The organism is Phenylobacterium sp. (assembly GCF_030697305.1).
Taxonomy (GTDB): Bacteria; Pseudomonadota; Alphaproteobacteria; order Caulobacterales; family Caulobacteraceae; genus Phenylobacterium.
In genome coordinates this window covers 1-22168 of the sequence record NZ_JAUYQL010000082.1, presented here as the reverse complement: position 1 = coordinate 22168, position 22168 = coordinate 1, and the positions used below count along the sequence as shown (strand labels likewise).

Sequence of the window (22168 nt, the reverse complement as noted above, 5' to 3'; positions counted from 1 at the left end):
GTGAGCGCCTGCTGTCCGGGTTCATTGTGATTAGCCCGCAGGCATGCCGCCAGCTTTCGCGCCGGAATACAGCACTCGACATGCTAGCGCATCTGCACCCTCATGCGGCCCGCACGATCGAGCCGCTGCGCCGACGAACAGGTAGGCGCGTTGTCCGCGCGCCGATCAGTCCAGCTTCACCTCGAGATTCGTCAGTACGCCGTCGAATCGGTTGGGCGTGGCGTAATGCTCTGGCGCAACTGGCGTCCCCCGATCGCTCCCGACATCAAACGACTCATCGAGCGTGAAGCGCTTGTTCACGGTTTCCGGGACGTCGCCCGTCGCAACGGCCTTGCCGTCGACCGTAAGCGAGACCTTCGCCGCCCCTTTGGGAGCGGATTGTCGGAACTCCAGGCCAAGACGGTGGTCGCCGTCCTTCAGCGGCGCATCGGCGGCGATCGTGGTGCGCTGACGCTCCATCAGATTGTAGTGGAAGGTTGGACGCCCCTCCTTGAGATACCAGCTCATCCCACCGAAGCGGCCGCCCACAGCCATCAAAACACCGTCCGTCCGGCCCGACGTGACGCCGACGTCCGCGGTCATGGAAAACGATCGCCCGAAAAGTCGAGGCGCAACATCTTCGGGAATACGCTCGGCCGGGCCATGAAATTGAAAATCAGATATGCCTGCGTTGTAGTCTGGACGGCCGTCCCTGTACTCATACCGCCGAATCGGGAGTGCTTGATTTCGTTCGGCTTCTGCGTTGAAAAGCGCCTGCATTTCCGCCAACTTCTCGGGGTGTGCTTTGGCCAAATCCTTGGATTGACTAAAATCAGTCGTCAGATTGTAGAGTTGCCACTTTCTGTCTTTCAGGTGGGCTACCAATGAATCGCGCGTGGTCCAGATCCAAGGCATGACCGCCGGCTCCGTGCCCGCGAACCAGCCATCACTGTAGATGCCCAGATTATCCCAGATTGCGTAGTACTGCGTCTTGCGATGCGAGGGAGCGTTCTTGGCGTCGAAGGAATAGCGCATGCTGACGCCGTCCATCGGCTGCTGGGTCACGCCATCCACCTGTTGGGGTACCGAGACGTGCGCCGCCTCGAGCAAGGTCGGCATGATGTCGGTGATGTGATGGAATTGGGGGCGCAGGCTGCCCTTGTCCTTGATCTGGCCCGGCCAGCTGATCACCACCCCGTTGCGAATGGCGCCCATGTGCGAGGGCAACTGCTTGAACCACGGGAAGGGTGCGTCCATGGCTATGGCCCAACCCGCCGAGTAGTGGTTGAGCGCGGTCGAACTTCCAAGCTCGCCCAGGCGCGCGCCGACGTCGTCGGGGTTATCGAAATAGCCGTGGAACAGGGCGTGCTCGTTCGTGGTGCCGTCGATCGCCCCTTCGGGGCTGGCGCCGTTGTCGCCCTGGACATAGACGACGAGCAGATTCCCCTTTGCGTCAGCCCGCATCGCGTCGACGACGCGTCCGATCTGGTAGTCGGCGTAGGCCAGGGCCGCAGCGTAGACCTCCATCTCGCGGGCGTAGACGCGCTTCTGCTTGTCGCTCAAGCTCGACCACGCCGGGATGATGTCCGGACGAGCGGCCAGCTGAGTGCCGGGAGGGACGATTCCCATTCGCTTCTGGCGGGTGAGCGTTTCTTCACGAACCGCATCCCAGCCGTTGTCGAACTTCCCTCGGAACTTTGCGATCCAGTCGGCTGGGGCGTGGTGGGGCGCATGCGCCGTGCCGGGCGCATAGTAGACGAACATCGGCTTGCCGGGATTGGCGCCCCCGGATCGGTTCACCCATTGCACCGCCTTGTCCGCCAGGTCCCGGTCCAGGATGTAGCCAGGGTCGTCGGTCGGCGGCTCGACCGGCGTGTTGTCCGAATAGAGCGCGGGGGCCCATTGGTTCGTGTCCCCGCCCAGGAAGCCGTAGAAGTGACCGAACCCGAGACCCGTCGGCCAGCGATCGAACGGGCCACTCGGCCCGGTCTCCCAACTCGGGGTCAGATGACTCTTGCCGAACATGGCGGTGGCGTAACCTGCGTCCTGGAGGAGCCGAGCGCCCGTTGCGGCGGATTCGGGGATGTTGCTCGTAAAGCCTTCACCGCGGCTGGCGCTGTCCGTGACATTGCCCATGTTGAGGCGGTTGTGGTTGCGACCGGTCAGCAGGGCTGCGCGCGTCGGCGAGCAAATGCCGGTGGTGGTCATCTGCGTGTAGCGGAGGCCTTCGCTCGCCAACGCGTCGAACGTGGGGGTAGGCACGGGTCCGCCAAAGGTGCTTGAGGCCCCAAAGCCGACGTCGTCGGTCATGATGAGCAGGATGCTGGGCGCGCCCGCAGCGGGCCTCACTATGGAGGGCCAGCCGGCCGGCGGGGGGCCGGAAGCATTTTCGGCCACGGCCTGGGCTTGTGCGGACGTGGTGATGGCCAGAGCCGCCCCCACCGCCGTCATGCTGTGAAGACTCCGCAGCAGGCTACGCATTTCTACCCCCATTATTTAAGCTTCAACGCTTAAATTGAGAGTGGGCGGTTGTCCAGCGCTGCTGCTCTCAATCCAATGGCCACGCCTTGCCGCTGTTTCGTGCCACAGCACCGCTTCGATTTTATCGACTCAGCCGGTCAAAGGTGGACGACGTTTTGGTCTGCTTTTGGTTGTCTCAGGTCAGACCCGGACCTCATTATGCAGGAAGGGCGGATGCTGCACGCTTACTTCAAGGAATTGGCGCGCTTGGCGATCGAGCTAGGCTCTTCACCAAAGACAAACTGCGGCCCGAACGCTTCAGACGCTTAGGTGCGGCCTTCTTTTGCGCTTGCATCTACCCCGAAAGAAGACCCGTCCAACGTCTGCAAGGGGTCGGAAGCCGCCGTTCGATGTGTTCCGATATTCCGACACCCTGAACATCCTTGCGGGCGTCGCCATGCGTGTCGGGTTGGCTAGAAAGTCTGAGACTTTCGATTGATCCCCGCTGGGCGCATCATTTATCCATTGAGCCGCTCGCTCTCCTGTCGACGCACAGGCTGCGTGGACCGCTGTTCAGCCTCGACGGAGAGCTCTAGGATGACGCTCAAGCGAGCCGACTCACGGCCTTCTTCGCGGCCGCGAGATACGATGGCGCGCCAGCGTCACCAGGCATTCTCCAAGGTCTCCGAAGGTCCATCTTCAAAACTGAGCCTGCAGAGGCATGACGATCGTGGTTGAAAACGAACCACGAAGCGGCGGCTCTAGCACTATCCCCTTTGCTTGGGGGGCCATCGTCTCCCTCAGCCTTTGTGCTTGGGCAATGACGGCGTCTGAGTTCATGCCGATCAGTCTGCTGACACCGATCGCCGAGAGCCTCAAGGTGACGGAGGGACGTGTTGGTCAAGCGACCTCGGTGTCCGGACTCTTTGCCGTTGCCACAAGCCTTCTGATTTCCCCCTCGACCCCTGGAATTGATCGTCGCCACGTCCTGCTAGCGCTCACGCTGGTGGTGATCGCATCCTGCGTGACGATTGCCGTCGCGCCGACCATCGAGATTTTCGCGGTCGGTCGGGCGCTCATCGGAATCGCCCTTGGCGGGTTTTGGTCGATGTCGGCGGCGACAGTGATGCGGTTGGTTGCTCCCGCTCAGATCGGTAAAGGACTAGCGATCCTCAACGTGGGCAATGCGCTGGCCGTTACCATCGCGCCGCCCGCGGCGATATTCATTGGTCAGTATCTGGGTTGGCGAGGGGCATTCCTATCCGTCGTCCCCGTCGCAGCCGTCGCGCTAGTACTGCAGTTCAGAGCGCTTCCTTCGATGCCCTCACTCGAAGGCATTCGACCATTGAACGTGTTGAGAGTGCTCGGACATCCGAGGGTGACGCTAGGAGTCCTCGCGATCGCGGCCTTTTGCACGGGGCGCACTGCGCTATTCACCTACCTTCGGCCGTTCCTAGAGTCAGTCACCCACGTGGACTTCCCGAGGCTTGCAGGATTCCTCACTTTGCTGGGCGTGGCGGGTCTGATTGGCACGTCCTTGGTCGGCTTTGTTCTTAAGGATCGACTATACAGTCTGCAGATTGCCATGCCCGTCGTGTTGGCTTGCATCGCGCTCTTGCTTGTCGCCCTTGGGGAAACCGCGCCCGCCGTCGCCGTTCTCTTGGCGCTATGGGGCATGATTAACGGCGCTACTGGGGTGGTGTGGTGGACGTGGCTAAGTAGGGTGCTTCCGCGTGACGCCGAGGCCGGCGGAGGATTGCTCGTGGCCGTCATCCAGCTGTCCAGCGCCGTCGGCTCAACATCAGGCGGCTTCATTTTCGACCTGCATGGACACCGAGCCACGTTCACCATGAGTGCAGCAATCCTTTGCGGTTCAGCGCTCCTGGCCTTCATTGGATGGCGTCGTGGACTTCGATCTTCGTCTCCAGCCTAGCTCTGTTGTTGGGTGTCCGTGCGTTTTCTAGAGCGCCAGAGACTGCGATCAAACGCACGTGTAGAGCGATGGTGACGATGGTTCGGTCGAGGACGAGCATGAGCTGCGCCGTCGCGGCGACGAGCAAGGCCGCCGACATCTCAGTCTCCTGTGACTATGTGGGCGGCTGATATGGCTTCAGGACCATGGTCCGGAGCAGGACGGCCCAGGTCGGGACCTCCGCACGCCGGGGCTCGGCGGTGGCTTGCGCCGCTACGGCGAAGAAGACGTCCGACGCCTCCGCTTCATCAAATCAGCGCAGACGGCAGGCTTCACCCTCGAAGAGATCGGAGAACTGCCCGCGCTGGACTCAACCGATGAGCGACCGCGTGCCCGCGACATGGCCCACAGCCGTATATCCGCGCTGGACGTGCAGATCGCAGAGCTGACGTCGGCTCGCGTCGCGTTAAGCCGTTTGGTAGACGAGTGCTCATCAAGTGAACCGGGGCCTTGTCCGATCATCTCCGCATTCGAGCCGTAGTTCAGCTCCCCCGGAGTGCGGACCTTCTCAACATCCGCAACGGGTCGTCAGCGGCCCTTGGCGCGGTCTCTCATGACATCCAGCGTTCGACCTGCGTGAGGCTGCTTCGGCTGTCGCCTCAGCCGATCTTCACGCCCAGCATGCTGACGGCGGCGAGCGCGATCTCGTCGTTGAAGAAGGTCACCGTTTCATCCTCGCCCTGCGCGCCCAGCACGTAGAGCAGCGGCAGATAGTGTTCGGGCGTAGGGATCGCGAGGTCCGCGTCGGGGCCGGCCGGCTCGATCAGCGGCGCGTGGTCGAAGGCCAGCGCCGCGTCCTTGACCAGGGTGTTGAAGCGCACCGCCCAGTCGTAGTCGGGGATGCCCTGGCCGGCGGCCGACAGGTTGTGCACCACGTCGCCGCTGCCGAAGATCAGCACGCCTTCCTCGCGCAGCGGAGCCAGCTTGCGCCCGAGCTCGTAGTGGAACGAACCCGGGCGGCGGCGATCGATCGAAAGCTGCACCACCGGCACATCGGCGGCGGGGAACAGATGGGCCAGCACCGACCAGGCGCCGTGGTCCAGCCCCCAGTCATGGTCGTGGCGCACCGGCACGGGGTTCAAGATGTCGGCGACACGCTCGGCCAGCCAGGCGTCGCCGGGCGCCGGGTAGCGCATGTCGTAGAGCGGCTTCGGGAAGCCGTAGAAGTCGTGGATCGTGCGCGGGTGCTCCATGGCGGTCACCGCGGTCTCGTCGACGAACCAGTGGGCCGATATGCACAGCACCGCCTTCGGCGTCGGCAGCCTTGCGCCCAGCGCACGCCACACCGCGGCGTAGGCGCCGCCCAGCGCATTCATCGGGCTGCCATGACCGGCGAAGATCGCGGGCATGTGCGGCACCAGTTCACTCATGAGCAAACCTTCTGGATCATGGAGTAGGTCTGCAGATAAACGCGCACCGCCCGCCCGCGGCTCTGCCCCCGCGATCGCTGGCGGGCGAAACTGTCGAGACGCGATAAAGTTCGGCGCCATTGCTCACGACTTGACATAAAGACATAAAGATATCTTTATATGATCATGGCGCTGACGATGGATCTGGCGGTGGACGTACTGCGTGCGGTGGGGGAACCCACGCGCCTGCGCATCCTCGCGCTGCTGGCCCATGAAGAGCTGGCGGTTCTGGAACTCGGCCGTGTTCTGGACCAGAGCCAGCCTCGCGTCTCGCGCCATCTGAAGCTGCTGGCCGAAGCTGGCCTGGTCGAGCGCTTCCCGGACGGGGCCTGGGTGTTCTACCGCCTCGTGGCCTCGGGTGAGGCGAGGGAGTTGGTGGCCGAGACCCTCAACCGCATCGATCCAGCCGATCCTGTGCTGTCCGCCGACGTCGAGCGGCTGCAGCGGGTGCGTGCGGAACGCGCCAGCGAAGCTGGAGAATACTTCGCCCGCAACGCCGCGCGCTGGGACGAGATCCGCTCGCTCTATGTTTCCGAGGCCAACGTCGAGAACGCCATCCTGCGCGCCGCCGGCGACGGGCCGTTCCGCAGGCTCGTGGACCTGGGCTCCGGTACGGGGCGCATGCTGACGCTGCTGGGTCCGCGCGCCGAAGTGGCGTTGGGCCTCGACCTGTCGCAGCAGATGCTGAACATCGCCCGCGCCCATGTGGCCGACGTCGGGCTGGAACGCTGCGAGCTTCGCCACGGCGATATCTTCGGCACCCGCCTGCCGGGCGCCAGCGCCGACCTGGTGGTCGTTCATCAGGTGCTGCACTACCTGGGCGATCCCGCCGCGGCGGTGAAGGAGGCCTCGCGCCTGGTCGAACAGGGCGGACGCCTGCTGATCGTTGATTTCGCCCCGCACAAGCTCGAGTTCCTGCGCGAGCAGCATCAGCACCGCCGCCTGGGCTTCGCCGACGCCGAGATCGAGCGCTGGCTGAAGGAGGCGGGCCTGACCAAGGTCCGCAGCCACGCCCTGCCGCCGGCCCGTCGCGAAGGCCTCACCGTCAAGATCTGGACCGCGGAACGCTCGCGGCAGACGCAAAGGAGCGCCGCATGACGCCCTCGCAGACCGCACTCGGTCCTGTCGCCCGCGCCGGCGTCGGCGGAACGCCGCGTCCAAGCGTGTCCTTCGAGTTTTCGCCGCCGAAGACGCCCGAGGCCGAAGAGAACCTGTGGCAGGCGATACGCCGGCTGGAGCCCCTGGACCCCACCTTCGTGTCGGTCACCTACGGAGCCGGCGGCTCGACCCGCGACCGCACCCACCGCACCGTGCTGCGCATGCTGAACGAGACGACGCTGAAGCCCGCCGCGCACCTGACCTGCGTGGAGGCCTCGCGCGACGAGGTGGATGAGGTGGTGCGCGAGTACTGGGATGCTGGCGTGCGTCACATCGTGGCGCTGCGTGGAGATCCGCCGGGAAAGATCGGCGGCGCCTATGAGCCCCGCGCCGACGGCTACGCCAACGCGACGGAGCTGACGACCGGCATCCGCGCCATCGCGCCCTTCGAGGTCAGCGTCGGCCTTTATCCGCAGATTCACCCGGAGAGCCCGTCGATCGAGCACGAGATCGACGTGCTGAAGGCCAAGGTGGACGCCGGCGCGACGCGGGCCATCACCCAGTTCTTCTTCGATATCGACGGCTACCTGCGGTTCATGGACAAGGTCCGCAAGGCCGGCGTCACCATCCCGATCTCGCCGGGGATCATGCCGGTGACCAACTACAAGTCGCTGCGCAACATGTCCGGGCCGATCGGCATCAACCTGCCGGGATGGCTGGCCAACCTGTTCGACGGCCTGGAGAAGGACCCGGAGACGCGCCGCCTGATCGCGGCCTCCGTCGCCACCGAGATGTGCGCCCGCCTCGCCGAGGAGGGGTTCTCGGACTTCCATTTCTACACCCTCAACCGAGCCGAACTCGTCTACGCCATCTGCCGCGTGCTGGGCGTGAGGGAGCCGGCGCCGGCCGCCAAGGAGATCTTGGCCAAGGAGAATTTGGCATGACCCGCGCCGAACGCATCGCCGCCCTGCACGCCGCCGCCCGCGAGCGGGTGATCGTCCTCGACGGGTCGTGGGGTGCGATGATCCAGAAGCGTTCGCTGACCGAGGCCGACTTCCGCGGGACGCGCTTCGCCGACCACACAGTGGGTCTGAAGGGGAACAACGACATCCTGTGCCTGACGCGGCCCGACATCGTCACTGAGTTGCACGACGCCTACTATGGCGCGGGCGCAGACATCAGCGAGACCAACACCTTCTCGTCCACGGTGATCGCCCAGGCCGACTACGAGCTCCAGGGCGCGGTGCGCGACCTGAACCTGGCCGGCGCCAGGCTCGCCCGCGAGGCTGCCGACCGCTGGACGGCGAAGGAGCCGCACAAGCCGCGCTTCGTCGCCGGCGCCATCGGCCCACTCAATCGCATGCTGTCGATGTCCTCGGACGTCAACGATCCGGGCGCGCGACTGGTGACCTTCGAGCAGGTCTACGACGCCTACCGCGAACAGGTGATCGCGCTGCACGACGGCGGCGTCGACCTGTTCCTGATCGAGACCATCACCGACACGCTCAATTGCAAGGCGGCGATCAAGGCGATCCTCGACATCCAGGACGAAGGCTACGAGGCGCTGCCGATCTGGATCTCCGGCACCATCACCGACCGCTCGGGCCGCACGCTCTCCGGCCAGACCGTGGAGGCGTTCTGGAACTCCGTGCGCCACGCCAAGCCGTTCGCCATCGGGCTGAACTGCGCGCTGGGCGCGGAGTTGATGCGCCCGCATATCGCCGAGCTGTCGCGCATCGCCGACACCCTGGTGTCCGCCTATCCGAACGCGGGACTGCCCAACGCCATGGGCGAGTACGACGAGCAGCCGCACCAGACCGGCCACTTCCTGCACGAATGGGCCGAGCATGGCCTGGTCAACATCCTGGGCGGCTGCTGCGGCACCACGCCTGACCACATCGCCCACGTGGCGGACTCGGTGAAGGGGCTGAAGCCTCGCGTCGTCCCTGAGCGCCCCACGGCCATGCGGCTGGCCGGCCTGGAGCCGTTCGAGCTGGCGGAAGGCTGACCATGGCGACGCCGAACAAAGCGCTGGCGCTCAGCGCCACGGAAACCGAGGCGGTGCGCGACATGCGCAGCCGCCTGAACCGCCGCGCGATCAGCGACGCCGCCCAGCTCTCGCTCGGCACGGCGTTCCTGCAGACCTGCGCGCGCATCGACATCGCCGCGTCGGAGCCGCTGCCGGTTGAGACGCTGTCCGGCGCGGCGGTGGTCAAGGTCGCGGCCGCTGCGGACCTAGCGACCTTGGCCCGCCTGGTCGCCACCTTGCGCGACGCCAAGGCTGAGCAACCCAAGACCTGGCCTGCTCTGGTCGCCGCCGGCGCGCCTCAAGCCATCCTCAGTCGCCGCCTGGCCCTCGCCGGACGCGAACCTGCCGTGGAACCCACCGTCCCATGAGACCCGTCTTCGTCAACGTCGGTGAACGCACCAACGTCACCGGCTCGGCCAAATTCCGCAAGCTGGTGGCGGAGGGCGACTATTCCGCCGCCCTGTCCGTGGCCCGTCAGCAAGTCGACGCCGGCGCCACGATCATTGACGTCAACATGGACGAGGGCCTGCTGGATTCGCAGGCCGCCATGGTCACCTTCCTCAACCTCATCGCCGCCGAGCCCGACATCGCCCGCGTGCCGCTGATGATCGACTCCTCCAAGTGGGACGTGATCGAGGCCGGCCTGAAGTGCGTTCAGGGCAAGGCGATCGTCAATTCGATCAGCATGAAGGAAGGCGAGGCCAAGTTTATCGAGCAGGCGAAGGCCTGCCTGCGCTACGGCGCGGCCGTCGTGGTCATGGCTTTCGACGAGCAGGGCCAGGCCGACACCGCCGCGCGCAAGGTGGAAATCTGCCGCCGCGCCTACGCGATCCTCACCCAGCAGGTCGGCTTTCCCCCTGAGGACATCATCTTCGACCCCAACATCTTCGCTGTGGCGACGGGGATCGAGGAGCACGACAACTACGCCGTCGACTTCATCGAGGCGACGAAGGCGATCAAGGCCGAGCTGCCTCATGTTCGGATCTCGGGCGGGGTGTCGAACGTCTCGTTCAGCTTCCGCGGCAACGAGCCGGTCCGCCGCGCCATCCACGGCGTGTTCCTCTATCACGCGATCGCCGCCGGCATGGACATGGGCATCGTCAACGCCGGCGACCTGCCAGTCTACGACGACATCCCCGACGAGCTGCGCGAGGCGGTCGAGGACGTGATCCTCAACCGGCCGCAGCGGACCAACATCTCCAACACCGAACGGCTGGTGGAGCTTGCGCCCAAGTACAAGGGCGGCAAGAGCGAGGCCAAGGGGCCGGACCTCACCTGGCGGGAGGCGCCGGTGGCCAAGCGGCTCGCGCACGCCCTCGTCCACGGGATCACCGACTTCATCGAGGCCGACACCGAGGCCGCGCGATTGGAGGTGGCGCGCCCGCTGCACGTCATCGAAGGCCCGCTGATGGACGGGATGAACGTGGTCGGCGACCTGTTCGGTTCGGGCAAGATGTTCCTGCCCCAGGTGGTGAAGTCCGCGCGGGTGATGAAGCAGGCCGTGGCCTACCTGCAGCCGTTCATGGAGGCCGAGAAGGAAGGCCAGCCGAGGCAGAGCGCCGGCAAGATCCTGATGGCCACTGTGAAGGGCGACGTCCACGACATCGGTAAGAACATCGTCGGCGTGGTGCTACAGTGTAACAACTACGAGGTCATCGATCTGGGCGTGATGGTCGCCGCCGACCGCATCCTCGACGAGGCGCAGGCCCACGGCGTCGACATGATCGGCCTGTCCGGCCTGATCACCCCGTCGCTGGACGAGATGGCCTTCGTCGCCGGCGAGATGGAACGCCGCGGCTTCACCGTGCCGCTGCTGATCGGCGGGGCGACCACATCGAAGACCCACACCGCGGTGAAGATCGCCCCCAATTACAACGGCTCGACCACCTATGTGCTGGACGCCAGCCGCGCAGTCGGCGTGGTCTCCGGCCTGCTGTCGCCGCAGGAGCGCGAGCGCCACATGGCCGAGACGCGCGAGGAGTATGTCCGCGTGCGCGAGCAGTTCGCCCGCGGCCAAAACCAGCGTGCGCGTGCGCCCCTGGCCGACGCCCGCGCCAACGGTTTCGCCATCGACTGGGCGGGCTACGAGCCACCGGCGCCCTCGTTCACCGGCACGCGCACCTTCCACGCCTACGATCTCGCCGAGCTGGCGCGCCATATCGACTGGTCGCCGTTCTTCGCGAGCTGGGAGCTGGTCGGCCGCTTCCCGATGATCCTCGAGGACGACGTGGTCGGTGAAGCGGCGAGCGACCTCTATCGCGACGCCCAGGCGATGCTCGAGAAGATCATCGCCGAGAAGTGGTTCGAGGCCCGCGCCGTGGTCGGGTTCTGGCCGGCCAACGCCGACGGCGACGACGTGGTGGTCTACGCCGACGCCAGCCGCACCGCCGAACTCGGCCGGCTGCACACGCTACGTCAGCAGATGGTCAAGGACCGCGCTCAGGACGCCGGCGGCCGCGCCAATGCCGCGCTCGCCGACTTCATCGCCCCGGTGGGGACACGGCCCGACTGGATCGGCGGCTTCGCGGTCACCGCCGGCCACGGAGAGCTGGAGGTCGCGGCGAAGTTCAAGGCCGCCGGCGACGACTATTCGGCGATCCTGGCGACATCGCTGGCCGACCGGCTGGCGGAGGCCTTCGCCGAAGCCATGCATCGCAAGGTGCGCACCGAGCTCTGGGGCTACGCCGCCGACGAGCCCTTCGACATCGACATGCTGATCGAGGAGAAGTATCGCGGCATTCGTCCGGCCGCAGGCTACCCCGCCCAGCCTGACCATACCGAGAAGGCGACGCTATTCCGCCTGCTGGACGCAGAGGCGCAGGCCGGCATCGAGCTCACCGAGAGCTTCGCCATGAACCCGCCGGCGAGCGTCTCGGGCCTCTACTTCGCCCATCCGCAGGCGCACTACTTCGGCGTCGGACGCATCGATCGCGACCAGGTCGCGGACTACGCGCGGCGCAAGGGCTGGGACCTCAAGACCGCCGAACGCTGGCTGGCGCCGATCCTCAGCTACGCGACGTGAAGCCGGTGGGCATGCCGTCGATGCTGACCATGTTCTTCTGCGCCCAGTAGGCTTCCAGTCCATCCGGCCCCTTGGCGGTCGCCCAGTTGTCCAGCGCCGGGCGTTCGCCGACGAACTCCAGGTGGGGGACGGCGTAGCCGCACGAGGTCTGCACCATCTCGATGTCGAGGGCGACCATCTGGCGCGAGCCCAGCGGTTCCTCTCCGTCGAACTGTTCGGCCAGGATGGTCTCATAGTCGACGCCGCCGCGCGGCAGGATCCGCCCGCGTCCATACAGGCGCAGGATCAGCGGCGGGCCTTCGAAGGCGCAGAACATGATGGTTAGCCGCCCGTCGGCCAGCAAGTGGGCGGCGGTCTCGTTGCCGCTGCCGGTGCGGTCCAGATAGACCACCTCGCCGTCATCCAGGATCCGCAGGGAATCGAGGCCTTTGGGCGACAGGTTGACCCGCCCGTGCGGCGCGGCCGAGGCGGTGAAGAACATGTGCTGACGGGCGATGAATCGGCGATGCGCCTCGGTCAGCGCGGGAAACTGCTCGGCCATGGCGGACCTTTATTGCCGGGGAGGGCGGTGGACGTGCAAACCTGCCACAAGCTCCGCTTTCGGGCCAGCCGCGGGCGCCTGACGCGCGAGGTCGTTTGACGGACCGCTGCTCAGGCGGGATGCTGTGGCGGGACGCGAATTTCGGGACTGCACTATGAAGCTGATGATCATCGCCCTGGCGATCGCCGCTGGATCGGCGGGCGCCGCCTGCGCCGCGGAGCGCCAGGCGCCCATGCAATTCGCGCAACTGATGAACACGCCAGCGGGCTGCCAGTGGTTCGACACCGGTCAACGCACCCAGCAGCTCTGGTGCCGCGACGCCGACGGCCGGGCCCGGCCTACTGCCACGACGCGCCGCGATGACCGCGATCCCGCCGACACCGGCTGCCCGCGGGGGCAGTTGGACGATGGCCTCGGTTGCGTCAGCGAAGCCCGCGCGGTCGCCGCGCGGGGGCCGAGCTGGCCGCCGCTGGCCGAGAGCCCGGCCGCTTATCCCGGCCGTCGCGACGGGCCCGAGCTGATCATCATGCAGCCGGCCTACGGCCGCTCCGACGTGTGGGTCGTGCACCGGCCGCGCAGACGCTGATCACGCAGACGACATTACGGCGTTCTTCCAGCGGTGTTATGGTGACAGTCGGCGAGTAGCTCTGAACCGGAGACACCTCATGCCGAACTCCCACAAGTTGTTGTTGCTGTGCGCCGTGACCGCGGCCGTGTGCTCGGTCGCCGATCTGGCCTGGGCTCAGAAGAAATCCACGCCCGGCCACATGGAGATGAAGGCCGCGGCGCCCGCCGCCGGCGATGCTTCGATGATCGCCTCGGCGATGTCCGCCGCCCCGCGGGCCGTCGGGGACAAGGCCGCGATCGTCGCCATGGACGCCACGGGGGCCATGCGCGAGCTGCGCAAGGGCTCCAACGGCTTCACCTGCATGCCCGACAATCCGGCGACGCCTGGCCCTGACCCGATGTGCGGCGACGCCAACGCCATGCAATGGGCGGCCGCCTGGGTGGGTAAGAAGGCTCCGCCCGCCGGCAAGGTCGGCTTCATGTACATGCTCGAAGGCGGAACCGACGCCAGCAACACCGACCCCCACGCCCAGGCGCCGAGCGCGAGCAACAACTGGATCAAGACGGGTCCACACGTGATGGTGGTCGGCGCCGACGGGATGATGGAGGGCTATCCAACCAGTCCCACGCCCGACACCTCCGCCCCCTACGTCATGTGGGCCGGCACGCCCTACGCCCACCTCATGCTGCCGGTGAAGTAGCGGGCCTTCCAGGCGCGCCTGCGATCCCGTGCAGCGAGAACGGTGTTGCGCCGCGACGCCAAGGCGACGCTTCATGGCGCGGGCATACGACGGGGATCGTGCGGGGCGCGGATGAGCGAGGCTGAGCGGAACGGGTTTCCGCAGACCATGGGCGGCCTGACCAGCCTGCGGTTCTGGCTGTCGCTGGGCGTGGTGATCTTCCACTACACCCTGCTGCAGCCGTGGCGCGACGATGCGGCGAGCGGCCTGATTGAGCGCGCGCGCCTGGGCGTCGACGTGTTCTTCATCCTGTCCGGCTTCGTGCTGTTCCACGTCTACGGCGAAGCGGCGATGGCTGGGCGGCTCGACTATCGGCGCTTTCTCGTGGCCCGCATCGCGCGGATCTACCCCGCCCACCTGCTGATCCTGGCCGGCATGGCGGTGATGGCCGGCGCTGCGGTGGCCGTGGGCGCAGGGTTCGACCACGAACTCTATGACGTCTCGGGGTTCCTGCGCACCCTGCTGCTGATCCACGCTTGGTTCCCTGCCGACAAGCCCGTGGAGTGGAACGGCCCGTCGTGGTCGCTGTCGGCGGAGTGGGCGGCCTATCTGGCGTTCCCTTTGTTCGCGGCCCTGGCCGGCGCGCTGAAGCGTAGGCCCTGGGTGTTGCTTGGCGTAGCGGTCGCAAGCTTCCTGGTGATCGACCAGGCCTATCGCGCCTGGTCGGGCGGAGCGCTCACCCACGCGGAATTCAACGTCGGCGTCGCGCGCATTGCGCCGGAATTCCTCTACGGGATCGCCCTGTATCAGCTCGGCCGGCGCTGGGCGCCGACGGGCACGCAGGCTGGCGCGGCGGCGCTCGCCTCGGGCGGCGGGCTGCTGCTGCTGATGCACCTGCATGCCGACGAGCGCGTGCTGATCGGCGTCGCGGGGCTGCTGGTGCTGTCGCTGGCGTTGTGCGCCAAGGCGGGCGTCGAGGCGCCCGGCTGGCTGGCGCGCCCCTTACGCGAAGGGGGCGAGGCGTCCTACGCCCTCTACCTGCTGCACATCCCGCTGCTGGTCGCCTGGAAGAACGGAATGTCGGTCCTGCACGGGATCGACAGCCATTACCTGCTGGCGCCATGGGAGCTGGCGGTGCTGATTCCCACCGCGGTGGCCGGAGCCCTGGCGATCCATTTCCTCATCGAACGCCCGGCGCGTTTGTGGATTCGCGGGCGGATCGGCGAGCCCGCGGCGCTGGTCGCCTAGTGCTCAGGCTTTCAGCCGGTAGCCGGTCTTGAAGATCCACCAGATGGCCGCCAAGCAGAGGGCCATGAACCCCAAGGTCATGCCCAGGCTGAGGCCCACCGCCACGTCCGAGACGCCGTAGAAGCTCCAGCGAAAGCCGCTGACCAGATAGACCACCGGGTTGAACAGGGTGATCTTCTGCCAGAGCGGCGGCAGCATGCTGATCGAGTAGAAACTGCCGCCCAGGAACGCCAGCGGCGTGACGATCATCGAGGGCACGATCTGCAGCTTCTCGAAGCCGTCGGCCCACACCCCGATGATGAAGCCGAACAGGCAGAAGGTCACCGAGGTCAACACCAGGAACGCCAGCATTACGAATGGGTGGGCGATCTCGAACGCCACGAACAACCGGGCCGTGGCCATCATCACCAGACCCAGGATCACCGACTTGGTGGCCGCCGCCCCCACATAGCCGATGACGATCTCCACATAGGATATCGGCGCGGACAGCACCTCGTAGATCGTCCCCGAGAACCTCGGCATGTAGATGCCGAACGAGGCGTTGGAGATGCTCTCGGTGAGTAGAGCCAGCATGATCAGGCCAGGGACGATGAACGCCCCGTAGCTGACCCCGTCGACGGCGGTCATCCGCGAGCCGATCGCCGAGCCGAACACTACGAAGTACAGCGACGTGGAGATCACCGGCGAGGCGATGCTCTGCAGCAGGGTGCGCCAGGTGCGCGCCAGCTCGAAGATGTAGATGGCGCGGATCGCGTGCAGGTTCATGGCCGGTCGCTCACCAGGCTGACGAAAATCTCCTCCAGCGAGCTCTGGCTGGTCTGCAGATCCTTGAAATCGATGCCGTGCTCGGCCAGCCGGCGTAGCAACCCGGCGATGCCGGTGTGCTCGTGCTGGGCGTCGAAGGTGTAGACGATCTGCGTTCCGTCCTCAGACAGCGCCAGGGGCTCGCCCGCCATGCCGGGCGGAATCGCCGCCAGCGGCTCCTGGAGCTGCAGGGTGAGCTGCTTGCGCCCCAGCTTCTCCATCAGCGCCGCCTTGTCCTCGACCAGGATGATCTGGCCCTTGCTTATCACCCCGATGCGGTCGGCCATCTCTTCGGCCTCCTCGATGTAGTGGGTGGTCAGGATGACGGTGACGCCGCCTTCGCGCAGCGCGCGGACCATCTCCCACATGTCGCGGCGGAGCTCGACATCGACGCCCGCGGTGGGCTCGTCGAGGAACAGGATGCGTGGTTCGTGGGCCAGGGCCTTGGCGATCAGCACCCGGCGCTTCATGCCGCCTGACAGCGCCATGATCTTCGAGGACCGCTTGTCCCACAGCGAAAGGTCGCGCAGCACCTTTTCCAGATGGGCCGGATTGGCGGGCTTGCCGAACAAGCCGCGGCTGAACTTCACCGTGTCCCACACGGTCTCGAAGGCGTCGGTGGTCAGCTCCTGGGGCACCAGTCCGATTTTCTCGCGCGCGGCGCGGTAGTCTCGGACGATGTCGAACCCGTCGGCCAGCACCGTGCCCGAGGTCGGATTGACGATGCCACAGATGATGTTGATCAGCGTCGTCTTGCCGGCGCCGTTGGGACCCAGCAGAGCGAAGATCTCGCCCGGCCGAATATCCAGGTCGACGTCGCGAAGCGCGGTGAAGCCTGAAGCGTAGGCCTTGTTCAGGCCCTTGACGGATATGATCGGCTGCACGGACGCCCCGGACGCGAAGGAATATGGATTATTCGGCAGCGACGAAGCCGGCGAACGCGCCCTTCATATAGGTGACGAACGGGTCGCTGAGGCCCTGAGCGCTCAGATAATCCGCGCTCACCGGCAGCGGCGCCTGTTCGAACCGTGCATTGGCGCGCGCCTGTTCGGGGAAGTCGGCGTGCAGGATCGCCCCCTTGCCGAGCAGCACGAAGTCGACGCCCGCATCCAGGCAGTACTGAGCCTCGGCGGCGGTGGAGACCTTGCCGGCGACGCCCAGGCGTACGGCGCCACGTTCCAGGTCGGTGAAATACGACATCAGCGACCGGCCTTTGAACGCTTCGTCGGTCGGCTCCTTGCGCACGTCCCACAGCGACATGTCGAGATAGTCGATGGCCTCCTCGCGCATCAGGGTCTGAGCCACTTCACGCACTTCATCCAGCTTCATGCCGAAGCGCTCCGGCGACAGTCGCAGGCCCAGCAGCATGTCCGGCCCGCAGCGTTCGCGAATGCCGCGAACGATCGAGAACACCACACGGGCGCGGTTCTCCAACGAGCCGCCGAAGCGGTCGGTGCGCTGGTTGATCTCGCTGCTGAGGAACTGGCAGACGATGTAGCCGTGCGCGCCGTGCACCTCGACGCTCTGGAAGCCGGCCTTCTGGGCGCGCTGCGCGGCGGCGATGAAGTCCTCGATCAGTTGCTCGACCTCAGCCTCGGTCATCGCGCGAGCGCCGGTCTTCTCGTCGTCCGAAGGACACAGCGGCGCCTCGCCGATCAGCGCCTGCGGGGAGCGCATGCCGGCGTGGTGCAGTTGCAGCGCGGCGACGCTGCCTTCCGCCCGGATCGCCGCAGCCAGTCGCGTCAGTCCCGGCAGATGAGCGTCGGAAAAAACTCCGAGCTGGCCGGGGAAGCCCTGGCCGACCCGCTGGACATGAGCCGCGCAGGTCATGGTCAGGCCGAACCCGCCCTGCGCACGCCGGGTGAGCCAGATGAACTCCTCCTCCGAAAGCGTCCCGTCCGGGTGGCTCTGCTGGTTGGTCAGGGGCGCCAGCACGAAGCGGTTGGCGAGGGTCGGGCCATGCAGAAAGGCGAGCGGTTCGAACAGAGAAGTCATCGGCGTCCGGAAACGTTGGAGAGGGTCAGGTGAGGCGGCCCTTGTAGAGCTTGGTCATCTCGCTCCACGCCCGCTCGGCCTGCGGTTCATTGTAGACCGCCGAGCCCTTGACGCACCAGCCGTGCATCGCCCCTTCGTACACCTCGATCTTGGTGGGCAGTTTGGCGGCGTCCAGGGCGGCTTTCAGCGTCACTTTGGTCTCGGGCTCCTTCTCGTCGTCGTTGGTGGCGACGCCGAAATAGCTGGCGGCCTTGATCTTTGTCGCCAGCAGATGGGGACTGTCGGGAGTGGCCGTGACCAGGGCGCCGCCATGGAACGAGCAGATCGCGCCCACCCGGTCAGGCGCCGCGGCGGCGGCGCGCATGGTCATCGCCCCACCCATGCAGTAGCCGACAGCGCCGGCCTTTGCCTTGGCGTTCACCTGGGGCAGGGCGTCGAGGAACGTCAGGTAGGCCAGTGAATCCCGGCTGACCGCCTCCGCGGTCATTGGCGCGCGCAGGGCAGCGAGCTCTGCGCGATCCTCAGGCTTGCCGAAGTCGAATGGCGTGGCGCGGACCGGCGCCTTGTGGCTGCGGTAGTACGGATTGGGGACGATCACCACGTATCCGTCAGCAGCCAGCCGACGACCCATGTCGCGTTTCACCGGACGCAAGCCGCCGGCGTCGGCGAACAGGATGACCGCCGGCCATGATCCCTTGCCCGCCGGATGGAACAGCGCCGCGTCGCATTGGCCGTCCGGCGTGGTCACCATGACGTCGCTTTCGACAACATCGGCGGCCAGGGCCGAACCCGCGGCGCTGGCCATGCTGGCCGCCGATAGGGCGGCGAACCCGCGCCGTGACAGGGTGAAGTCGGGGGTCGAAGCTTCGGGGGTCGAACCCGGGGCGGAGGTGGTTTCGTCTCGCATGTCGCGCTCCCTGGAGGCGTGCTTCATCCGCCTCTGGACGGGCGGCGGCGCACTATCCCCGATCCGGCGACGCGCGTCACCTTGCGTCAGGCTGTTATTGCAGCACGTCTCGCAGGCCGCGCTCGGCGCGGCGGCTCAACAGCTCGGCCAGATCGCAGGCCGCTTCCAGGGACAGGCCCGTTTGCGGCGCCCCGACCACAACGGTTTCTCCGGTCCAGATGTCGAAAACGGTCCACCCATCGGCGTCGCGGCGGATGTCGTAACGGGCGAGCACAGCGCGCTCCTCCTTCACCAGGCGGTCGCCAGAATATCGCCGGCGGGGCGATATCTGAACAGGACTCGCCGAACGCGGGAACTCGCCATGGTCCCTTGCTTTCGCCGCGATCAGACTAATTGATCTTCCTGCAGATAAATTTCGAACCATTTCCTAGCTGCAACAGTTAATGCGCCACCGGCCCCAAAGGCCAAGCTCGGAGTTGGAATGCGTCGCCTGAGTTCTGACCCCGAGCAACTTGAAGCTCTGGATCAAGCGCTGCGCGCAATGATCCGTTCATGCCCGGTTTCCGAGAGGATATATTGGATCATGGACCATCTCGACGACCAGGGCATCGTCCTTCGAGACGACGAAACGCCCTGCATCTCCCACTAGTTTCGCCGATGTGATCGCCGGCTTCTTCCCTTGCTACGGGAAGTTGACGGCGGACGCACGGGTTCAGAGCGCCGGCTGCTCGGCGTCGGAGAGCGGCTGGGTTTCCGGCGCCGCCAGCTCCGTGTTCGCGGGCGCAGGCGTCTCCGCGACGCTCTCGGGGGTGGGTTCCTGAATCGGATCGGCGTTCACCTGGAAGGCCGGCCCCATAAGCCGTGCCCGCTGTTCGAGCGTCTCGGCGGTGGAGACGCAGACCGCCGGCAGCGCCCAGCTCATCCATTCCTGCGCCACGCGGGCCTTGGGCATCTCCGGGGCGGCGGCCCAGGTCGAGCGGCCACGCGCCACGGCGTCTGCGCCGATAGCGGCGATCGGGCGCACGCTGGCCTTCTCCGCCGCCTCGATGGCGCGTTCGAACTGCTCCAGCGACTTGCGGCCATCGCGCTGCATGTCGTCGTAGACCTTGAGATCCTCGGCGAGGTTCGAGCCAGGCCTTCGAAACGTGGTCTCGATGCGGGTCACCTCGGGCATCACCTCGTCGTGCAGATCGAGATAACCGCGCAGCGACCCGTAGCACCAGGACACCAGCCCATAGTCGTCGTGCGGCGCCCCGATCGGGAACGCTGGCCCCTCGGTCCCCTCGGCCACGGCGGGCGCGGTCTGGGTCGGCGCATCGGCCGCGGCGGCCGGGTCGTCGGCGGTGAACAGGGCGAGGATAACGAACAGCAGGGCGGACATTCTGGGAGCTCTCGCGAAACGACGGTGGCCAGGGTTCAGGGTTCGCCAGGGCGACCAAAGCCGCCCCCGCCAGGCGTCTCGATCTCGATGGCGTCTCCCGCGGCCACGTCGATAGAGAAGCAGCCGCCAAGCTCCTTAGCCGTCCCGTCGGCGGCGATCAAACGCTGTCGCCCGGCCAGGGCCGGCCCACCGCCGCAGATTCCCTGCGGCGCGTGCTCTCGACGGGTCGACAGCAGGGCGGCCTGCATCGGCGCCAGGAAGGCGATCCGCCGCACCGCGCCGTCTCCGCCGCGCCTTGCGCCAATGCCGCCAGAGCCGCGCCGCACGCCGAACCGCTCGACCCGCACGGGGAAGCGCCGTTCCAGGATCTCGGGATCGGTGAGGCGGGAGTTGGTCATGTGGGTGTGGACTGCGCTCGCCCCGTCGGCGTCGGCCGTCGCCCCCGCGCCGCCGCACAGGGTCTCATAGTACTGCCGGTCGGCGTCGCCGAAGGTGAAGTTGTTCATCGACCCCTGGCTGTTCGCGGCGACGCCCAGCGCCGCGTAGAGGGCGTCGACCACATGCTGGCTGGTCTCGACGTTGCCGGCGACGACCGCGGCGGGCGGGGCCGGCTGCAGCATCGACCCTGGTCGCGTCACCACGCCCAGCGGCTGGAGGCAACCGGCGTTGAGCGGTATATCGTCGTCCACCAGGGTGCGGAACACATAGAGCGACGCGGCGTCGACGATCGAAGCCGGCGCGTTGAAGTTCGAGCCTAGCTGATCGGCCGATCCGGTGAAGTCCAGCACCGCGGTGCGCGCCTCTCGGTCGACTGAGACCCGCACCACGATCTCGCCGCCGCCGTCCATCGGCGTCCTGGCCTCGCCGTTGCTGAGCCGGCCCAGCGCCTTGCGCACCGCCTGGGCGGCGTTCTCCTGCACGAAACCCATGTAGCGGGCGACCACCTCGGCGCCGTGCGCGTCGATCATCTGCGCCACCGCGTCGGCGCCCGCCCGGCAGGCGGCGATCTGGGCCTTCAGGTCAGCGATGTTGCGCTGCGGCGCGCGCGCGGGCCATCGGCCGGCGGAAAGCGCGGCGCGCGTCTCGACCTCAAGGAATTCGCCGTCGCGCATGATCGGCACGGCGTCCAACATCACGCCTTCCTCGTCGATCGAGGTGGAGAACGGCGGCATGGATCCCGGCTGCACGCCGCCCACGTCGGCGTGGTGGCCGCGTGCGGCGACATAGAAGGCGGGAGCTCGCGCTTCGCCCATGAACACCGGCATGACCACCGTGATGTCGGGCAGGTGCGTGCCGCCGGCGTAGGGGTTGTTCAGCGCATAGGCGTCGCCGGGTGAAAGGCGAGGGTGACGCTCGCGCACCGCACGCACGCTGGCGCCCATGGATCCCAGGTGCACCGGCATGTGCGGCGCGTTGGCGACCAGCCCGCCGTCGGCGTCGAACAGCGCGCAGGAGAAGTCGAGCCGCTCCTTGATGTTGACCGAGTGCGCCGTGCGCTCCAGCGCCGCGCCCATCGCCTCGGCGACGCCCATGAAGCGGCGGTTGAACAGCTCCAGCGTCACCGGGTCGGGCGCGTCGAGCGATATGGCCGTGGCCGACCGCGCGCTGCGCCGCGTCAGCCGGATCATGCCGTCGGCCTCGGGGAGTGCGCGCCAACCGGGGGACAGCGCGATCTGGGTGTCGCCTCGCACGATCAGCGCCGGGCCGTCGACGATGGTCAGAGCGTCGGCGTCGATCACCGGCGTCGTGCGCAGCGCCCCGCCGAACCACATCTGCGTCGTCCGGGCCGGCGGGGGCGGGCGCAGCTCGCCGGACGCCGCCGCGGCGAGTGCAGGTCCCGCCGAGGTCGCCTCGGCCTCCACCGCGGCGATGATCACCGCGCGGTCCGGCTCGACGAAGCCGAACAGCCGCCGGTGCGCCGTGTCGAAATCCGCCTGGACCTGCGCCAATCCCGCTTCCGCGATCGGCAGTTCCGCGTCCGCGCCGTCGTACCGCAGCGACAGGGTCCTCCGAGTTTCGCCTGCCGCCGCGCCCTGGGTCGCCAGGTCGGCGCAGGCCTGCGCCTGGGCCGCGTCC

Annotated in this window: 20 protein-coding genes; 10 read left to right on the top strand and 10 right to left on the bottom strand. The window is 66.9% G+C overall.

Annotated elements, in window-relative coordinates:
• Positions 1–165: 165 nt before the first annotated feature.
• A complete protein-coding gene (locus tag Q8R27_RS09085; RefSeq protein ID WP_305698717.1) occupies positions 166–2430 on the bottom strand; it encodes an arylsulfatase in 2265 nt (754 codons plus the stop codon).
• Between the two features lie 730 nt (positions 2431–3160).
• Here Q8R27_RS09085 and Q8R27_RS09080 point away from each other — a divergent pair.
• Both Q8R27_RS09080 and Q8R27_RS09075 read left to right on the top strand, forming a co-directional pair.
• The gene (locus Q8R27_RS09080; protein WP_305698715.1) at positions 3161–4372 is read left to right on the top strand and encodes an MFS transporter; all 1212 of its coding nucleotides are present in this window, start codon (positions 3161–3163) and stop codon (positions 4370–4372) included.
• A gap of 244 nt (positions 4373–4616) precedes the next feature.
• Positions 4617–4892 carry a MerR family DNA-binding protein gene (locus Q8R27_RS09075; RefSeq protein WP_305698714.1) on the top strand — a complete coding sequence of 92 codons (276 nt, stop codon included), beginning with the start codon at positions 4617–4619 and terminating at the stop codon, positions 4890–4892.
• A gap of 118 nt (positions 4893–5010) precedes the next feature.
• On the opposite strand, the gene ygiD is transcribed toward Q8R27_RS09075, so the two are convergent.
• Positions 5011–5781 (bottom strand): 4,5-DOPA dioxygenase extradiol, encoded by a 771-nt coding sequence (gene ygiD / locus Q8R27_RS09070; RefSeq protein ID WP_305698713.1) that lies wholly within the window; start codon positions 5779–5781, stop codon positions 5011–5013.
• Positions 5782–5946: 165 nt separating this feature from the next.
• Here ygiD and Q8R27_RS09065 point away from each other — a divergent pair, with 165 nt between their 5' ends.
• Genes Q8R27_RS09065 through metH form a run of 5 tightly spaced genes read left to right on the top strand, consistent with a single transcriptional unit; the run spans position 5947 to position 11969 of the window.
• The gene (locus tag Q8R27_RS09065) at positions 5947–6918 is read left to right on the top strand and encodes a metalloregulator ArsR/SmtB family transcription factor (RefSeq protein WP_305698716.1); all 972 of its coding nucleotides are present in this window, start codon (positions 5947–5949) and stop codon (positions 6916–6918) included.
• Positions 6915–7862 carry a methylenetetrahydrofolate reductase [NAD(P)H] gene (gene metF / locus Q8R27_RS09060; protein ID WP_305698712.1) on the top strand — a complete coding sequence of 316 codons (948 nt, stop codon included), beginning with the start codon at positions 6915–6917 and terminating at the stop codon, positions 7860–7862. The genes Q8R27_RS09065 and metF overlap by 4 nt, the downstream gene beginning before the upstream one ends.
• Positions 7859–8926 (top strand): homocysteine S-methyltransferase family protein, encoded by a 1068-nt coding sequence (locus Q8R27_RS09055; protein ID WP_305698711.1) that lies wholly within the window; start codon positions 7859–7861, stop codon positions 8924–8926. The genes metF and Q8R27_RS09055 overlap by 4 nt, the downstream gene beginning before the upstream one ends.
• A gap of 2 nt (positions 8927–8928) precedes the next feature.
• On the top strand, positions 8929–9315 hold the full coding sequence (locus Q8R27_RS09050; protein ID WP_305698710.1) for a hypothetical protein: 387 nt from the start codon (positions 8929–8931) through the stop codon (positions 9313–9315).
• On the top strand, positions 9312–11969 hold the full coding sequence (gene metH / locus Q8R27_RS09045) for a methionine synthase (protein WP_305698709.1): 2658 nt from the start codon (positions 9312–9314) through the stop codon (positions 11967–11969). Before Q8R27_RS09050 ends, metH begins: the two co-directional genes overlap by 4 nt.
• On the opposite strand, the gene Q8R27_RS09040 is transcribed toward metH, so the two are convergent.
• Complete coding sequence (locus Q8R27_RS09040) at positions 11953–12510, bottom strand: pyridoxamine 5'-phosphate oxidase family protein (protein ID WP_305698708.1); 558 nt, start codon at positions 12508–12510, stop codon at positions 11953–11955. The two genes, metH and Q8R27_RS09040, sit on opposite strands and share 17 nt — an antisense overlap.
• Before the next feature lie 154 nt (positions 12511–12664).
• On the opposite strand from Q8R27_RS09040, the gene Q8R27_RS09035 reads away from it, so the two are divergent.
• From Q8R27_RS09035 to Q8R27_RS09025, 3 genes are all read left to right on the top strand, one after another.
• Positions 12665–13096, top strand: coding sequence for a hypothetical protein (locus Q8R27_RS09035; protein WP_305698707.1), 432 nt, complete (start codon positions 12665–12667; stop codon positions 13094–13096).
• 79 nt (positions 13097–13175) lie between these two features.
• Positions 13176–13778: a hypothetical protein gene (locus tag Q8R27_RS09030; RefSeq protein ID WP_305698706.1), complete on the top strand. Its 603-nt coding sequence runs from the start codon at positions 13176–13178 to the stop codon at positions 13776–13778.
• Positions 13779–13889: 111 nt separating this feature from the next.
• Positions 13890–15005, top strand: a complete 1116-nt coding sequence (locus Q8R27_RS09025) for an acyltransferase (RefSeq protein WP_305698705.1) — start codon at positions 13890–13892, stop codon at positions 15003–15005.
• 3 nt (positions 15006–15008) lie between these two features.
• Here the strand turns inward: Q8R27_RS09025 and Q8R27_RS09020 are convergent, their stop codons facing one another.
• The 7 genes from Q8R27_RS09020 to Q8R27_RS08990 form a co-directional block, all read right to left on the bottom strand.
• The gene (locus tag Q8R27_RS09020) at positions 15009–15770 is read right to left on the bottom strand and encodes an ABC transporter permease (protein ID WP_305698704.1); all 762 of its coding nucleotides are present in this window, start codon (positions 15768–15770) and stop codon (positions 15009–15011) included.
• Complete coding sequence (locus tag Q8R27_RS09015; protein WP_371134672.1) at positions 15767–16732, bottom strand: ABC transporter ATP-binding protein; 966 nt, start codon at positions 16730–16732, stop codon at positions 15767–15769. Before Q8R27_RS09015 ends, Q8R27_RS09020 begins: the two co-directional genes overlap by 4 nt.
• A complete protein-coding gene (locus tag Q8R27_RS09010; protein ID WP_305698702.1) occupies positions 16722–17804 on the bottom strand; it encodes an NADH:flavin oxidoreductase in 1083 nt (360 codons plus the stop codon). Before Q8R27_RS09010 ends, Q8R27_RS09015 begins: the two co-directional genes overlap by 11 nt.
• 25 nt (positions 17805–17829) lie before the next feature.
• Positions 17830–18711, bottom strand: coding sequence for a dienelactone hydrolase family protein (locus Q8R27_RS09005; protein WP_305698701.1), 882 nt, complete (start codon positions 18709–18711; stop codon positions 17830–17832).
• 94 nt (positions 18712–18805) lie between these two features.
• Positions 18806–19003 carry a hypothetical protein gene (locus Q8R27_RS09000; RefSeq protein WP_305698700.1) on the bottom strand — a complete coding sequence of 66 codons (198 nt, stop codon included), beginning with the start codon at positions 19001–19003 and terminating at the stop codon, positions 18806–18808.
• A 420-nt stretch (positions 19004–19423) separates the two neighbouring features.
• Positions 19424–20092, bottom strand: a complete 669-nt coding sequence (locus tag Q8R27_RS08995; RefSeq protein WP_305698699.1) for a hypothetical protein — start codon at positions 20090–20092, stop codon at positions 19424–19426.
• Positions 20093–20127: 35 nt separating this feature from the next.
• The coding region (locus Q8R27_RS08990) for a hydantoinase B/oxoprolinase family protein (RefSeq protein ID WP_305698698.1) at positions 20128–22168 on the bottom strand (2041 nt) is incomplete at its 5' end.

Bases quoted from the DNA above. Each gene is read 5' to 3' on its own strand.
- Q8R27_RS09020 (WP_305698704.1), bottom strand. From the start codon at position 15,770: ATGAACCTGCACGCGATCCGCGCCATCTACATCTTCGAGCTGGCGCGC.
- Q8R27_RS09055 (WP_305698711.1), top strand. From the start codon at position 7,859: ATGACCCGCGCCGAACGCATCGCCGCCCTGCACGCCGCCGCCCGCGAG.
- Q8R27_RS09065 (WP_305698716.1), top strand. From the start codon at position 5,947: ATGGCGCTGACGATGGATCTGGCGGTGGACGTACTGCGTGCGGTGGGG.
- Q8R27_RS09035 (WP_305698707.1), top strand. From the start codon at position 12,665: ATGAAGCTGATGATCATCGCCCTGGCGATCGCCGCTGGATCGGCGGGC.
- Q8R27_RS09030 (WP_305698706.1), top strand. From the start codon at position 13,176: ATGCCGAACTCCCACAAGTTGTTGTTGCTGTGCGCCGTGACCGCGGCC.
- Q8R27_RS09005 (WP_305698701.1), bottom strand. From the start codon at position 18,711: ATGCGAGACGAAACCACCTCCGCCCCGGGTTCGACCCCCGAAGCTTCG.
- Q8R27_RS08995 (WP_305698699.1), bottom strand. From the start codon at position 20,092: ATGTCCGCCCTGCTGTTCGTTATCCTCGCCCTGTTCACCGCCGACGAC.
- metF (WP_305698712.1), top strand. From the start codon at position 6,915: ATGACGCCCTCGCAGACCGCACTCGGTCCTGTCGCCCGCGCCGGCGTC.
- Q8R27_RS09050 (WP_305698710.1), top strand. From the start codon at position 8,929: ATGGCGACGCCGAACAAAGCGCTGGCGCTCAGCGCCACGGAAACCGAG.
- Q8R27_RS09040 (WP_305698708.1), bottom strand. From the start codon at position 12,510: ATGGCCGAGCAGTTTCCCGCGCTGACCGAGGCGCATCGCCGATTCATC.
- Q8R27_RS09010 (WP_305698702.1), bottom strand. From the start codon at position 17,804: ATGACTTCTCTGTTCGAACCGCTCGCCTTTCTGCATGGCCCGACCCTC.
- Q8R27_RS09080 (WP_305698715.1), top strand. From the start codon at position 3,161: ATGACGATCGTGGTTGAAAACGAACCACGAAGCGGCGGCTCTAGCACT.
- Q8R27_RS09085 (WP_305698717.1), bottom strand. From the start codon at position 2,430: ATGACGGCGGTGGGGGCGGCTCTGGCCATCACCACGTCCGCACAAGCC.
- metH (WP_305698709.1), top strand. From the start codon at position 9,312: ATGAGACCCGTCTTCGTCAACGTCGGTGAACGCACCAACGTCACCGGC.
- ygiD (WP_305698713.1), bottom strand. From the start codon at position 5,781: ATGAGTGAACTGGTGCCGCACATGCCCGCGATCTTCGCCGGTCATGGC.
- Q8R27_RS09025 (WP_305698705.1), top strand. From the start codon at position 13,890: ATGAGCGAGGCTGAGCGGAACGGGTTTCCGCAGACCATGGGCGGCCTG.